This is a genomic window from Gemmobacter sp. 24YEA27 (assembly GCF_030052995.1).
GTDB lineage: Bacteria > Pseudomonadota > Alphaproteobacteria > Rhodobacterales > Rhodobacteraceae > Pseudogemmobacter.
Genome location: NZ_JASJPW010000001.1, coordinates 2,317,810 through 2,332,124, shown reverse-complemented (window position 1 = coordinate 2,332,124; position 14,315 = coordinate 2,317,810). Strand labels below are relative to the sequence as shown.

At 61.8% G+C, this 14,315-nt stretch carries 15 protein-coding genes and 1 pseudogene; 10 read left to right on the top strand and 6 right to left on the bottom strand.

All coding sequences use genetic code 11. The features are described from left to right. Positions 1-14 precede the first annotated feature (14 nt). The 5 genes and pseudogenes from pstB to QNO18_RS11635 form a co-directional block, all read right to left on the bottom strand. Positions 15-812, bottom strand: a complete 798-nt coding sequence (gene pstB / locus QNO18_RS11655) for a phosphate ABC transporter ATP-binding protein PstB (protein WP_283178793.1) — start codon at positions 810-812, stop codon at positions 15-17. Positions 813-842: 30 nt separating this feature from the next. After that, positions 843-2,146, bottom strand: a pseudogene (gene pstA / locus QNO18_RS11650) (phosphate ABC transporter permease PstA). A gap of 86 nt (positions 2,147-2,232) precedes the next feature. Next, positions 2,233-3,693 (bottom strand): phosphate ABC transporter permease subunit PstC, encoded by a 1,461-nt coding sequence (gene pstC, locus QNO18_RS11645; RefSeq protein WP_283177792.1) that lies wholly within the window; start codon positions 3,691-3,693, stop codon positions 2,233-2,235. A 301-nt stretch (positions 3,694-3,994) separates the two neighbouring features. Continuing rightward, positions 3,995-4,933, bottom strand: a complete 939-nt coding sequence (locus QNO18_RS11640; RefSeq protein WP_283177791.1) for a ribokinase — start codon at positions 4,931-4,933, stop codon at positions 3,995-3,997. Between the two features lie 32 nt (positions 4,934-4,965). Next, entirely contained in the window at positions 4,966-5,418 is a 453-nt protein-coding gene (locus tag QNO18_RS11635; RefSeq protein ID WP_283177790.1) for an RbsD/FucU domain-containing protein, read from the bottom strand. A 93-nt stretch (positions 5,419-5,511) separates the two neighbouring features. On the opposite strand from QNO18_RS11635, the gene QNO18_RS11630 reads away from it, so the two are divergent. Beyond that, positions 5,512-5,739: a hypothetical protein gene (locus QNO18_RS11630; RefSeq protein WP_283177789.1), complete on the top strand. Its 228-nt coding sequence runs from the start codon at positions 5,512-5,514 to the stop codon at positions 5,737-5,739. A gap of 17 nt (positions 5,740-5,756) precedes the next feature. Next, complete coding sequence (locus QNO18_RS11625; RefSeq protein WP_283177788.1) at positions 5,757-6,002, top strand: GNAT family N-acetyltransferase; 246 nt, start codon at positions 5,757-5,759, stop codon at positions 6,000-6,002. A 56-nt stretch (positions 6,003-6,058) separates the two neighbouring features. On the opposite strand, the gene tpa is transcribed toward QNO18_RS11625, so the two are convergent. Further along, on the bottom strand, positions 6,059-7,438 hold the full coding sequence (tpa, locus tag QNO18_RS11620; protein WP_092897282.1) for a hypotaurine--pyruvate aminotransferase Tpa: 1,380 nt from the start codon (positions 7,436-7,438) through the stop codon (positions 6,059-6,061). A gap of 299 nt (positions 7,439-7,737) precedes the next feature. On the opposite strand from tpa, the gene QNO18_RS11615 reads away from it, so the two are divergent. The 8 genes from QNO18_RS11615 to QNO18_RS11580 all read left to right on the top strand — a co-directional run bounded on the left by QNO18_RS11615 (position 7,738) and on the right by QNO18_RS11580 (position 14,209). After that, on the top strand, positions 7,738-8,142 hold the full coding sequence (locus QNO18_RS11615) for an STAS domain-containing protein (RefSeq protein ID WP_283177787.1): 405 nt from the start codon (positions 7,738-7,740) through the stop codon (positions 8,140-8,142). Next, positions 8,139-8,540 (top strand): response regulator, encoded by a 402-nt coding sequence (locus tag QNO18_RS11610; RefSeq protein WP_283177786.1) that lies wholly within the window; start codon positions 8,139-8,141, stop codon positions 8,538-8,540. The genes QNO18_RS11615 and QNO18_RS11610 overlap by 4 nt, the downstream gene beginning before the upstream one ends. A 2-nt stretch (positions 8,541-8,542) precedes the next feature. Further along, entirely contained in the window at positions 8,543-10,990 is a 2,448-nt protein-coding gene (locus tag QNO18_RS11605; protein ID WP_283177785.1) for a chemotaxis protein CheA, read from the top strand. After that, positions 10,977-11,441, top strand: a complete 465-nt coding sequence (locus QNO18_RS11600; protein ID WP_283177784.1) for a chemotaxis protein CheW — start codon at positions 10,977-10,979, stop codon at positions 11,439-11,441. Before QNO18_RS11605 ends, QNO18_RS11600 begins: the two co-directional genes overlap by 14 nt. Continuing rightward, positions 11,417-12,313: a protein-glutamate O-methyltransferase CheR gene (locus QNO18_RS11595; RefSeq protein ID WP_283177783.1), complete on the top strand. Its 897-nt coding sequence runs from the start codon at positions 11,417-11,419 to the stop codon at positions 12,311-12,313. Before QNO18_RS11600 ends, QNO18_RS11595 begins: the two co-directional genes overlap by 25 nt. Before the next feature lie 4 nt (positions 12,314-12,317). Continuing rightward, on the top strand, positions 12,318-12,704 hold the full coding sequence (locus QNO18_RS11590) for a response regulator (protein WP_092897272.1): 387 nt from the start codon (positions 12,318-12,320) through the stop codon (positions 12,702-12,704). Positions 12,705-12,863: 159 nt separating this feature from the next. Further along, positions 12,864-13,076 carry a hypothetical protein gene (locus QNO18_RS11585; RefSeq protein ID WP_283177782.1) on the top strand — a complete coding sequence of 71 codons (213 nt, stop codon included), beginning with the start codon at positions 12,864-12,866 and terminating at the stop codon, positions 13,074-13,076. Between the two features lie 128 nt (positions 13,077-13,204). Beyond that, positions 13,205-14,209 carry a CheB methylesterase domain-containing protein gene (locus tag QNO18_RS11580; protein WP_283177781.1) on the top strand — a complete coding sequence of 335 codons (1,005 nt, stop codon included), beginning with the start codon at positions 13,205-13,207 and terminating at the stop codon, positions 14,207-14,209. Positions 14,210-14,315: the final 106 nt, after the last annotated feature.

Sequence of the window (14,315 nt, the reverse complement as noted above, 5' to 3'; positions counted from 1 at the left end):
GGTCTCTTCTCCCCTCAGCCGATGCGGCCGGTAATATAGGATTCAGTGCGCGGATCTTTCGGGTTGGTGAAGATCTGCGAGGTCTCGCCATATTCCACCAGGTTGCCGAGATGGAAGAACGCGGTTTTCTGGCTGACACGGGCGGCCTGCTGCATCGAATGGGTGACGATCACCACTGAGAAATTCGAGCGCAGATCGTCGATCAGCTCCTCGACCTGTGCGGTCGCAATCGGGTCAAGCGCCGAACAGGGCTCGTCCATCAGCAGCACTTCCGGCGACGTCGCCACGGCGCGTGCGATGCACAGACGCTGTTGCTGCCCCCCCGAAAGCCCGGTGCCCGGCGCGTGCAGACGGTCTTTGACCTCATTCCACAAAGCGGCCTTCCGGAGGCTCGATTCCACGACCCCGTCAAGTTCGGCCTTTGACCGGACCAGACCATGGATGCGCGGGCCATAAGCCACATTGTCATAGATCGATTTCGGGAAGGGGTTCGGTTTCTGGAACACCATGCCGACCTTGGCGCGCAGCTGCACCGGGTCGACCCGCTTGTCATAGATATTCTCGCCATCAAGCAGGATCTCGCCCTGGACCTTACAGATCGGGATCGTGTCATTCATCCGGTTCAGCGTGCGCAGGAAGGTCGATTTCCCGCAGCCCGAAGGCCCGATAAACGCGGTGACGGCTTTGTCGGGGATATCGACCGAGACGTCTTTGATGGCCTGGCTCTCGCCGTAATACACCTGCACGGCGCTGGCCTTGATCCGGATGCCGTTGGTCTCAACGGTGCGATCAGCAATACGCATATCATTCATGTTCATTACTCGCTTTCGCCTGTTCGCTGCTTACCAGCGGCGCTCGAACTTGCGGCGCAGGAAGATGGCCGTCAGGTTCATGATGAGAAGGAAGACCAGCAGGACGATGATGGCACCGTTCGACCGTTCGATAAAGGCCGGGTCCGAACGCGAGGCCCAGGAATAGACCTGCACCGGCAGCGCGGTCGCGGGATCCGAAAAACCACCATCCCAGGGGCCGACGGATAGTTGGCGACAAAGGCCACCATGCCGATCAGCAGCAAAGGTGCGGTTTCGCCAAGCGCCGAGGCGAGGCCCAGAATGGTGCCGGTCAGGATGCCCGGCATCGCGAGCGGCAGCACATGATGGAACACGGTCTGCATCTTTGAGGCGCCGATCCCAAGTGCCGCATCGCGGATCGAGGGCGGCACCGCGCGGATCGCCGAACGGGTCGCGATGATGATCGTCGGCAGGGTCTGCAGGCTGAGCACAAGGGCGCCCACAAGCGAGGCCGACATCTTCAGCGCCTCGACGCCCATCTGGCCGCCCATGACGTTGATGAAGATCGCAAGACCCAGGATCCCGTAGACGATCGAGGGCACGGCTGCGAGGTTCGCGATATTCACCTCGATCAGATCGGTCCAGCGGTTCTTCGGCGCGAATTCCTCAAGATAGATCGAGGCTGCCACACCGACCGGCACACACATGATCAGCACGAGAAACATCATATAGGCAGAGCCGAGGATCGCGACACCCAGCCCGGCGGTCTCGGGACGGGTGTCCGAGCTGTCGGTATTGGTGACGAAATCCCAGTTCCAGACCGTGGCCAGCATCCCGGCCTCTTTCATCCGGTCCGCGAGATCCAGCTGCCCGAGGGTGACATTCGAATCGCGCTCTGCGCTTTCGCGGGTGACGCGGCCCTTCATATAGCCGTCGATCCGGCCACCAAGCACGATGCTCGACTCGATGGTCTGTCCCACCAGCGCAGGATCAGCAAGCACATCGGCCCGCAGCTCCCCCGCCGCCCCTTTCGAGATCATCTCGGTGATTTCCTTTTGCGGAACATCATCGGTCTTGATCCCATTGGCGGCAAGCGCTGCCAGGAAGGCTTCGTTGATGACCTTGTTATAGGTCATCGTGGTCTGTTTCGTCAGGTCATCGCGGTTGCGATTGCCGGCAGGGTCGATGACTTCCGCGGAAAGCGTGATCGGGAATGTCGCCTTGGTCTGGAAGAAAGCCGAGGTCCCGTCGCGAAAGATGGTGAAGAGCATCAGGGCGAGGACGGCGAGGCTGAACAGGATCGCCGACAGACCAAGCACCTTGAAAATGCTCTCGGTACGGTTCCTTGCCTTCATCCGGGCCGACTGGCCGATGATCGAGACCTTCGGCTTACCCGGGGCAGAAGCCGGGCCGCCGACCGGGCCATTTGCGGAAATGTCGCTCATTCGTATTGCTCCCGGTATTTCCGCACAATCCAGACGGCCATCACGTTCAGAAGCAGCGTGATGACAAAGAGCGTCATGCCCAGTGCGAAAGCCACAAGGGTTTCAGGGCTGTTGAAATCGGTATCCCCGGTCAGCTGACCGACGATCTTCACCGTCATTGTGGTCATGGCCTCAAAGGGGTTCAGGCTGAGTTTCGCCGCCGCACCGGCCCCCATCACCACGATCATCGTCTCACCGATGGCACGCGAGGCGCCCATCAGGATCGCACCGGCGATACCGGGAAGGGCTGCGGGCAGCACGACCTGGCGGATGGTCTCGGATTTGGTCGAGCCAAGGCCGAAAGCCCCGTCGCGCAAGGATTGCGGCACCGCGTTGATGATGTCGTCAGACAGCGACGAGATGAAGGGGATGTTCAGAAGACCGATCACGATACCGGCGGTCATCACCGAGGCCGCCGAATTCCCCAGCCCCATCGGCGCCGAGAAATAGTCGCGCAGGAAAGGGCCAACGGTGATCAGGGCGAAAAGTCCGTATACAACCGTCGGGATGCCGGCGATCACCTCGATCATCGGCTTGACCCAGGCGCGGGTCCGGCGCGAGGCATATTCCGCCAGATAGATCGCGGCGAAAAGACCCAGCGGCACCGCGACGAGAAGCGCGATGATGGTGATATAGATCGTGCCCCAGAAGAGCGGGATAAAGCCCAGATCCGAGCCGCCACCGAATTTCGGGTTCCAGGTCAGACCGAAGAAGAAATCCCCGATCGGGTACTGGCTGAAGAAGTTGAAGCTTTCAGACAGAAGCGACCAGATGATGCCGACCGTGGTCAGGATCGCAATCAGCGAGGCCAGCATCAAAAGCCAGAGCACGACCTTCTCGACCCGGTTCCTGGCCCAGAAATCCGGCGCGGTCAGCTTCAGCGCCCAGGCCAGAGCGGCCACGGCGATCAGGAGGATCACGACGGCCCTGACAATCGAGGCCGACGCCACCGTCTCGCGATACTGCTTCGCCGCCGAAAGCACTTCGGGCGAGACCGGGGATGCCAGGGCGACACCGACCGTTCCGAAGAAAGCCCGCAAATCGCCTTCGCCTGCATTCAGCGCGTCAACGTCAGTCTCCGTCAGCGCGCCCTGGTATACCGCATTGTCCAGTCCGGCCGCGATTTTACGGACATCCGACATGGCAAGCGTGCTGGCGGTCGAATCTTCCAGCACAGAGGCCGGCAGATGGCTCAGCGCGGCACTTTCAATAAAGAATGGCTGGATCAGAAGCCAGGCGATCAGCGCGAAAAATGCCGGCACAAAGGCCATGATCGCGGCATGCCAGCCATAATAGGCTGGCAGAGAATGGAGTTTCTTCGTCTCACCCCCGGCCAGCGCCAGCGCGCGCTGTCGACCGAGGATGAAACCGGCGGCAGCGAGCACCGCGAGGATCATCAAAAGAGGCAGGACCGTCATGACCACGTCCGTTCGGGTTACAGGAAGCCCTCATACGGGCAATTCCCTTCTGCGGCCGTGATGCTTCGGTTTTGTAACCCCAGTGTGACAGTTTCGCAAAAACTTGACCGGACGGAGGATATCGCCACCAGAGCCGCAGCGCCGTTTCTAAATGCGAAACCTCAGAAAGGGGGGCGCTGCCCCCCACGCGCATTCGCGCTCCCCCCGGGATATTTAAGAGACAGGTGAAAAAGATGCCCCTTTTCATCTGTCTCTTAAATATCCCCGCCGGAGGCTTCCGAAAGCAGTCAGAGGGCGGATGTCAGCTTTTTGCCAGCAGCGCGTCAATTTCATCGCGCCCGGCCATGGCAGAGGCGGCCCCTGCACGGGTGACGCTGAGACCCGCTGTAGCATTGCCGAATCGCAGCGCAGTTTCGATCTCCATCCCTTCGGAAAGCGCGACCGCGAAGCCTCCGTTAAAGGCATCCCCCGCACCGGTGGTTTCCACCACTGGCCCCGCATTTATGACCGGGATATGCAGCTGTGTCTCACGGTCACGATAGAGAACACCATTCGCCCCGAGCGTCACCACCACCGCGCCAACCCCGCGCGCCAGCAGCGCATCCGCCGCAGAAACGGCGGAGGCGATATCAGTGACCGGAATGCCGGTCAGCAGCTCTGCCTCGGATTCGTTTGGCGTCAGAAAGTCGCAAAGCGCCAGCAGCGCGTCATCAAGCTCTGCCGCCGGGGCCGGGTTGAGGATCGTGGTCACGCCCGCTTCGCGCGCGAGGCGCAGCCCGGTCCGCGCCGCCTCGATCGGTTGTTCGAGCTGCGTGATGAAGACGCCGGCGCCCCGTATCAGATCCGCCCGCGCCTCAAGATCCCCGGGCGTGATCCGCCCCCCGGCCCCTGCGGCAACGATGATCGCATTATTGCCGGTCGCCGCTTCGATGAAGATGAAGGCCGAGCCGGTATGGCTTGCCGCATCTTCGGTGACTTCAGGGATCACGCCGGCGTCAGACCAGACTGCCCGCGCCATTTTCGCGAAATCGTCGCGCCCGAGCCGGGTGATGATATGGGCGGCACCGCCCGGCCCGGCGGCTTTTGCCGCCGCCACCGCCTGGTTCGACCCCTTGCCGCCCGGCTCCAGCTTGAAATCCTCGCCCATCACCGTCTCGCCGATCTTGGGCTGACGTTTGGCAAGGTAGACCGCATCGGCATTGAAAATGCCAAGCACCACCACAGGTTTGACTGCACTCATCATCAGCTCCGGTCTTGAAGGTCAGGCGTCTGTCAGGCATCGGGCGCGATCACGCCCTTGCGCAACATGAAACAGCCGTAGAACCGGCGCTCGCCGGTCACAACAACCGCATAGGCCTGTTTCGCGAGATCGTAAAAGGCGAAACGGTCGATCCCCGGCAGCGGGCGGGCGCGGCCCTCGGCACGGTCGATCTCGGCCTGGACCTCTGCCTGCACCTCGGGGCGGGCATCGGCGTCGCCGACAACCTCCATCCGGCCCGCGAAATCCGGCACGAAATCATCCAGCGGCAGCACCGAAAGGATCGCATTCGCCGCCTCGGCCGCCGTCAGGTTTTCCATCATGAGGGGCCGGCCCATCACGGTCTCTTTCGCCACTGAATGGGCGGGGAAATTCGTGTCGACGAGGATCAGCATATCGCCATGTCCCATCGCGCGCAGTGTGCCCAGCACATCGGCATTCAGCCGGTGGTCAATTCCCTTGAGCATCCTTAGTCTCCCTGAACATGCGGCGAAGATATGTCGTCGGGTCGGCGGCGTCCAGAACCCCGCTCAGCCAGAACCCCTCCCGGGAGGATAGCGATGCAGATCCGTGATGAGAGACGTGAGGACGAGGAGCGCATCTCCGCCCTGATCACCGCAGCCTTTCTGGAGGCGCCCCACAGGGATGGCAATGAGGCCTGCCTGGTCAGCGGTCTGCGCGCGGCGCAGGCACTGCTGCTGTCGCTGGTCGCGGAAGAGGACGGGCAGCTGATCGGCCATATTGCGGCCTCACCCTGCCGGATCGGGGGCAAAGCGGGTATGCGCTGATTGCGCCCGTCTCTGTTTTGCCCGCCCGTCAGGGTCAGGGCATCGGTTCCGCCCTGATGCAGGCCGCGCTGCACCGGCTGGAGGCGGCGCGTGTTCCCGGTGCGGCGCTGGTCGGCGATCCGCGCTATTATCAGCGCTTTGGCTTTGCGGCGCGCGCGGGTCTCGGCTGTGCCGGGATCCCGTCGGATTATGTCCTCTCACGCGGGGTGACCGGCGCTGCGCCCGTGGGCGATCTGGATCTCCACCCGTTCTTTACCGGTTGAAACGCGAAAGGGCCGCGAGGTTTCCCCCGCAGCCCCTGATGTCACCTGAAACGGGATCAGCCGAAGACGCGGGTCAGGGCGACGTCGATGGCCCCGGTGATCTCGTCGATATTGTCCGGCGTCGCGATCAGCGCCGGCGCAAGGCAGAGCGTGTTGTTGAACCCCGGCAGCGAACGGTTCGTCACCCCGATGATCACCCCTTGCGCGCCGCATTCCGCCACAACCTGGGCCGCAAGCTTCTCGGCAACCGGCTCTTTGGTGCCGCGATCCGCCACCAGCTCGGCGCCAAGGAACAGGCCTTTGCCGCGCACATCGCCGATCACCTTATGCTTTTCCATCAGCGCCTGGAGGTTCGCGAGGCAACGATCGCCCATGGCGACCGTATTGCCGATCAGATCCTCGTCTTCGATGATCCGCATGTTTTCCAGCGCCGCTGCCGGGCCGGAGGTGCAGCCGCCAAAGGTCGAAATGTCGCGGAAATAGCTCAGCGGATCCGAGGCATCATCCTTGAACATCTCGAACACGCGCTCGGTGGTCACGGTGCAGGAGATCGCTGCATAGCCCGAGGCAAGGCCCTTCGCCATGGTCACGAAATCCGGCTTGATGCCGTAATGCTGATAGCCGAACCAGGCACCGGCGCGGCCCATACCGCAGACGACCTCGTCGATATGCAGCAGGATATTGTATTTCGTGCAGATCTCCTGCACGCGTTCCCAATAACCTTTCGGGGGCACGATAACGCCGCCGCCTGCGGTCACCGGTTCCAGAACGATGGCGCCGACAGTGTCCGGGCCTTCCCGCAGGATCACTTCCTCAATGGCGTCAGCGGCGCGCTCGCCGTAATTCTCGACATCCCATTGCTTGCGGTATTCCAGACAATGCGGCACCCGCACGAAGCCATCGGGGAACGGCCCGTATTGGCTGGACCGCTCGTCCTGGCCGCCACTGGCCAGCGCCGCGATGGTGGTGCCGTGATAGTCGCGGTCACGGTAGAGGATCTTCCATTTCTTGCCGCCGTGATGACGTGCCGAGATCTGGCGCACCATCTTATAGACCTTCTCATTCGCCTCGGAGCCCGAATTCGAATAATAGACCCGGGTCAGGCCCGGCATTTTGGTGATCAGCTTTTCGGCAAACAGCGCGCCCGGGACCGTGCCCGCAGCACCGGCGAAATAGTTCATCTTGATCAGCTGGTCGCGCACCGCATTGGCGATGCTCTCGCGACCGTAGCCGACATTCACCGTCCAGACGCCGCCCGAGACCGCGTCGATGTATTCCTTGCCTTTGGCATCCCAGACCCGGATGCCCTTGCCCTCGACGATCACGCGCGGGTCAGCGGTTTCAAACGCCTTATGCTGCGCCAGATGGTGCCAGACATGGGCGCGGTCGGCTTCGACCACGCGCCCCATATCGTTCATGCCCTGAATGCCTTCCATGGCTCTGCCTTTCCCTGCGAGATCGCCTTCGCCGCGAGTATCGCGGAAATTGCGCCCCGTCATTAGGGCCAGACGCAAAATGGCACTAAGACCAGACACCCGGTTGCCGGTGGTCGCATAAAAACTGCGAAAGATTGACGAATTTTTGGGCAGCTGGCCGGGCCGGAACAACCTTTCTTTAAGTTTCAGCAGTCTATCCATGTGCGGATCAGACGTGTTGTAAACAGGGGGCCATGGCCATGCCGGGTTCAGAGCTGCCAATTTCGGGGCTGCCAGAGGTGACAGGAGCAGATCCGGCTGTGCCAGATTCGGGTTTGCCGGTTTCGGGTGTGCCAGATGCAGGCTCTCCGGATTCGGACCCGGCAGATCCGGATCTGCGGGCGTCAGACCTGGCGGGGTCAGAGACCCGCATACAATCGGCAAAACTGGAGCTGGCGGAGCGGGCCGATCCGCTGGGCGACCCTTCAATTCTGGCGTTCCTGCGCCGCCATGAGGGCCAGCCGGTCGAGGTCGATGCCAGCCGCCTCCGCCTCCCCAATGGGCCCCTGGTCGAAACGCTTCTTGTTGCGGCCAGGTCCTGGCGCGCCAGAGGGATCGCATTTTCCATAACCGGCCTTGCCACCGGTCATGTGGAACAGCTGCGCTGGCTGGGCCTCGCGGCCGCTCTCGGCCTTGATCCCGGGGCGGAGGCGCTGCCCGTATGACCCTGCGTATCCTGGCAATTGATGATTCCCTGACCATCCGCACCTTGCTTCGGCAGGCAGTCGAGAATGCCGGCTTCGCATGCGCCACTGCGAATGATGGCAAAGACGGTGTCGATATGTTCAGCGAGGTCGATCCCGACGTTGTGATCACCGACATCAATATGCCCCGGCTCGACGGGTTCGGCGTGATCGAGGCCATTCGCACCGGCACACATAATACCCGCGTGCCGATCCTGGTACTTTCCACCGAAAGCGGCGAGGCACTGAAAGCGCGCGCGCGCGCCGCAGGTGCCACCGGCTGGCTGGTAAAGCCTTTCGAAGATCTGCAACTGATCGCCATCTTGCGCCGTGTCACCGGTTATGCCGGCCCCGGCCATTCCGAACGGGGACAGGCCTGACCATGTCTATGCAATCCATTCGTGACACGTTTTTCGAAGAATGCGAGGATCTGCTTGAGGCGCTGGCCGAAGGTCTCGCCAGGATGGAGACCGGCGAGGCCGACAGTGAATGTCTCAATGCCGTCTTCCGCGCCGTTCATTCGATCAAAGGCGGCGCCGGTGCCTTCGCGCTCTCGGATCTGGTCGCCTTTGCCCATCGGTTCGAAACGGTCCTTGATGAAATCCGCTCGGACCGGCTCGATCTGAGCGACGAGGTCATGCATATATTGTTGCGATCTGCAGATCATCTCGCCGACCAGGTCGAGGCCGCGCGCGAGGAACGCAGCATCGATGAAGAGGTCACAGCCGCGTTCCTTGTAAATCTTGGCACCTGCCTCGGTGATGCCGGTTTCGAGGAGTCTGCCGCCGATGAAGATTTCGGCTTCAGCGCCATCACGCTGGATTTCGGCGCAAGTCCCGGCCTGCCCGCCCTCGACCTTCCGGACCAGGAATTTCCACTCCCGGATCAGTCCCTCCCCGATCCTCTGACCTCTGGCTCCGGGGTGACGGCGGCGCCCGCGCCCGCCGGTCTCCTCCCCGACAAGACCATCAGCGCTCCCCGCCACCGGATCCGCTTCATTCCCTGGCCGCAGCTTTACAGCAATGGCCATGATCCGCTGGTATTGATCACAAGCCTCGCAGCCACGGGCGAGCTCGAGGTCAGACCGGATCTCTCCTCCTTGCCGGAACTGGCTGAGTTCGACCCGGCAAAGCCTTGTCTTGCATGGGATATTCTGGTTGCGAGCCATCTGCCCGAAGCGGCGGTCGAGGCGCATTTCGAATTCGTGCGCGGCCTGTGTGAGCTTTCTGTCGCGCCGGAAATCACGCCTGCGAGCGGAATCGAAACCCAGGATGTCGCGCTCCCCTGGCCTGCGCCTCTGACGGAACCTCTGGTGGAGCCACTGACAATCCAGTCGCGCGCCCCTGAACCAGAGCAAGTCGTCATCTCACCCCCTGCCGGCCCTCCGCCGGGTGCGGTGACCGAGACCTCCACCCTTCAACCAGAGAAAGACACGGCGAGAGACGCGACTGGCGAAGGCGCCGGCGCCCTTCTCCGCCGTCGTCTTCCGAAAAGCGAAGAAGACGCCGAAGGACGTGGTCCAAAGCCCACATTGCGTGTCGATCTGGAGCGGGTGGACCGGCTGATCAACGCGGTAGGCGAGCTGATCATCAACCAGGCGATGATCGAACAGAGCGTGACCGACCTGTCCTTACCCGCAGACACGGAAATCATCTCCCATACCGAAGATTACCGCCTTCTCGCGCGCGACCTGCAAGAGGCGGTGATGGCAATCCGCGCCCAGCCGGTGAAACCGCTCTTCCAGCGCATGTCCCGCATCGTGCGCGAAGCGGCCGAAGCAACAGGCAAGCCCGCGCATCTGGTCACCATTGGCGATGCGACCGAAGTCGACAAGACCGTGGTTGAGAGGCTGGCGGATCCGCTGACCCATATGATCCGCAACGCCGTTGATCACGGGCTGGAAAGTGCCGCGGCTCGTGCGGCGGCCGGCAAGGATCCTGAAGGCACTATTCGCCTCTCTGCCGCACATCGTTCCGGCAGCGTGATCATCACCATCAGCGACGATGGCGGCGGGCTGGACCGCAACCGCATTCTCGCAAAAGCAATCTCACGCGGGCTGGTGGCAGAGGGCGCCGAACTGAGTGATGCAGAGATTGATAACCTCTTATTCCTGCCAGGTTTTTCTACGGCCGAGAAAATCTCGAATCTCTCGGGGCGGGGGGTTGGCCTTGACGTGGTGAAGAACGCTGTCGGGGCCCTTGGCGGTCGGATTGCGATCAGTTCGACCCTCGGCAGCGGCTCCGAATTTACCATTTCACTGCCCCTGACCCTTGCCGTTATGGATGGCATGGTCATTTCCGTAGCCGGCCAGACCATGGTCATTCCGATCGCATCGGTGATTGAAACCATCCGCCCGACCGCCGCCGATCTGCATCTCCTTGGAACCTCCGACCGGCTGCTTTCCATCCGTGGCCGCTTCCTGCCCATGATCGACGTCGCAGAATGCCTTGGTTTCGGCCGACGCGATCCGGCTCAGGCCTCACTTGCCCTTTTGGTGGAAACCGATGCCCAGGCCCATTGCGCGCTGATGGTGGATGCGGTCCTGGATCAACGGCAGGTGGTGATCAAGGGTCTCGATTCCAATTACGGCGCCATTCCGGGCGTCTCGGCAGCAACCGTGCTGGGCGACGGCCAGATCGCCCTGATCCTCGATACCGAAGCCCTGACATCGAACATGTCCGGGCTGATCAATGGACGCAACGGCGCAAACTATCTGCCGCCCGCGGCCGGCGCCTCAGCGGCCCCGGCCTCTCAGTCCTTCCATCCGCTGGCCGCGCGCGCCCAGGCCTTGCCCCATCCCCAAACCGGAGGCCCCCATGCAATCCATTGATCCCGCCAGCCGCCTTGACGCCGAATTCGTCACGTTCTTCGCTGGCGCGCAGAGCTTCTCGCTCGATATCTCCCATGTCCGCGAGATCCGCCGCTGGAGCACGGTCACGCCGCTGCCCCATGCGCCGAAAGAGGTTCTTGGCGTAATGAATCTGCGCGGCTCGGTCATCCCGATCTATGATCTCTCCGCCCGGTTCGGCCTTGGCCCCACCCAGGACAATCCGCGCAATGTGGTCGTGGTCGCCATCATCGGCAATCAGACTGTCGGTCTGCTTGTCGAGGCGGTCTCGGAGATCCTCTCGGTCGCCAGAAACCAGATCCAGGAGACCCCCGATATCCGCTCTGAAAGCACGCGCGCCTCCATCACCGGCATCATCCAGATGGAGGAAGGCATGACCCGGGTGATCGATCTCGAGGCGGTCATTCAATGCAAACCGAAACAGGCAGCATGACCCGGACCGCCCGCCGCCCCCTCATCCCCTCTGAACCCGGCAACAGTGATTTCAGCGATGCCGAATTTCGCCGGGTCGCCAGCTATGCACAACGCGAATTCGGCCTCGTCTTACAGGAAAACAAAAAGCAGGTTGTCCAGTCCCGGATCACCCGGCTGTTGCAGGAGTTTCGGTGCACAGATATCGCCTCTTTCTGTTCAAGACTGGAATCAGGCGATTTCCAGGCCGAACGTGAAGCCTTCGTCACCGCGCTGACCACCAATGTGACCAGCTTCTTCCGTGAAGCGCATCACTTCGACATCTTCGCAGAAAACCTGCTTAAGCCCAGTCTGTCCGGTCTCAGATCAGGCCAGAGGCTTCGGGTCTGGTCGGCCGGATGTTCTGCCGGCCAGGAACCAGGTTCGGTCGCGATGCGGATCCTTGATCTGCTGCCTGATGCGGCAAAACTCAATATTCGCATTCTTGCCACCGATATTGACCCGGCCATTCTCGCGAAGGCACGCGCTGCGATCTATCCCGAAGAGGAAGCGCGTAGCATCCCGCCCGCGTTTCGCAAAAGTTTCATCACCACCAGCGCCGCAGGACATTTCTCTCCGGATCCATGCGTAACCGGCCTGATCCGTTTTGCCGAGCTTAACCTGGTTGGTGACTGGCCGATGCGCGGCCCATTTGACGCGATTTTTTGCCGCAATGTGGCAATCTATTTCGACAAGCCAACCCAGGCCCGTCTGTGGAGCCGATTTGCGGCCTTGCTGCGCCCGGGCGGGCTGCTCTTCATCGGACATTCCGAACGCGTCTCAGGACCGGCCATGAACCAGCTCGTCAGCGCAGGTATCACCACCTATCGCCGCCGCCAGGACATAAAAGGATAAGAAAATGAGTTTGAAAGAAAATCTTCGAGTTATGGTGGTTGACGACATGTCGGTCAGCCGCGCTTTGATCTCGCAATCCCTCGAAGAAATCGGCATCCGACATTTCGCCACGGAATCTGACAGCGGTGCCGTATTGGGTAAACTCGCAACCAGCCCTGTGCATCTTGTCATATCCGACATGAATATGCCGGGCCTTTCCGGTCTCGATCTGCTCGCCGCCCTGCGCGGCAATACCGCAACGCAGAAGATCGGATTCATTCTGATCACAGGCACCCCCTCGCCCGAGGTCCTCAAACGCGGCCAGGAGCTGGGCCTGAACAATCTGATCCGAAAGCCGTTCACCGCAGCCACGGTGAAAACGGCAATCGAAAGGGTGGTGGGACCGCTATGACGCAATCTGCCCCCCCCTGTTCGAAGGCGCAGCGGCAGTATGATCACAATGGCCTCGCTGCAATGCTGACAGCGATATCCCGTGGGCTATGCGACAGCCGTGACATGCTATTACGAGCCGAAGAGGCAATTCTCGCCACCACTGGGACCCCCCCCCGGCATGCAGGATATTGACCGTATCGGGCAGCGGCTCGACGATCTGCGAAGGCTCCTTGAGGATCTTTCCGCTGCCAGTGGCAATATTCCCTCACCGCTCCCGGCGCCCAAACTGGCTAGGCGCATCAAACTCGCCGAAATCCGCAGGATCCTCCCGGGCCTTGCCACAGAAATGACCAGCGCTCAGCCGGAACCGGAAGATCCGGTTCTGTTCTGAGCCCTCACAACCAAGCGGATAGAATACGCCATGACCCGCCTGCCAGGATTGCACCTCTCCAGCACAGGCCGCCGCATTTGCAGCCGGGTCAGCCCTGCCCCTGTCCTGTCCGCAGCGGGAGGCCGCGCATGAAAAAGCAGAAGGTCATGATTGCCACAGCCCGCGCCATCAGTGGTGCAAGGCTGAGCCGGCGCATCGGGGATCTGCCCGGCTATGAGATCTGCGGGCAGGTACAAGACCTTTCCTCTGCCTATATACTCAGCGAGAGCAGTGAGCCAGCACTTGCACTGATCGGAAGCGAGCTCACACGCTTGCCGGAATTCGAGGGTCTTCTGTCGCTGTTTCGCGTCGCAGAAACCGCCTGGCTGGAAATTCCAGACAGCCTTTCCGGTGAAATCCGCCACAACGGCAGTGATACCACGGCCTTGCCAGACCTGGTCCAGTGGCTGGAAAGCGCCAAAAGACAATGCCCTGTTACGTCCTCAGTGCCCTCCCGCCCAAACGCAACTGCTGCACAAAGCGAGGCCGGAGGTACATTTTTGGCCGACCGCCTCATTCTGATCGGCGCTTCAACCGGCGGGATCGATGCGCTCCTGACCATTCTGTCGACATTTCCCGCAAACTGTCCGCCCTGTGCCATCGTCCAGCATACCGGCGCGGGGTTCTCTGACAGTCTCGTGCGCCTCTTTGCCCGTTGCTGCGCGGCAAAGGTTGTGCCCGCCGCGCCGGGACAGGCCCTGCTTCCCGGCACGGTGGTGATTGGCGCAGGATGCCCTGGCCATCTGATCGTGAAACACGGCACGCCCCATCTGTGCGACCTGGCTTCAGGCCCACCGGTCTCAGGCCATACACCCTCAGTAGATGTGCTGTTTCAATCCGCGCTCAGCTTTGCGCCTTCGGTCACCGCGGCGCTGCTGACCGGCATGGGGCGTGACGGGGCGGCGGGGCTCCTTGATCTGCGCCGCGCCGGAGCCGTGACTTTCGCCCAGGACGAGGCAAGTTCCACGGTCTATGGTATGCCCCGCGCGGCGGTCGAACTCGGCGCCGCGATGGAGAGCCTGCCACTGAACCGCATCGCCGGTCAACTGTTGAGCCATAGCCGCAAACGCCAGCCATTGCCGCTGGCGCGCTGACCCGAGGCTTGAATACCCCTGAATGCCATGAGGGCTATGACGGAGGGCCATATGCGGCATGGAGGCTTTGGCGTTCCCGTGAGCCCAGACACCGGACCAATGCCAA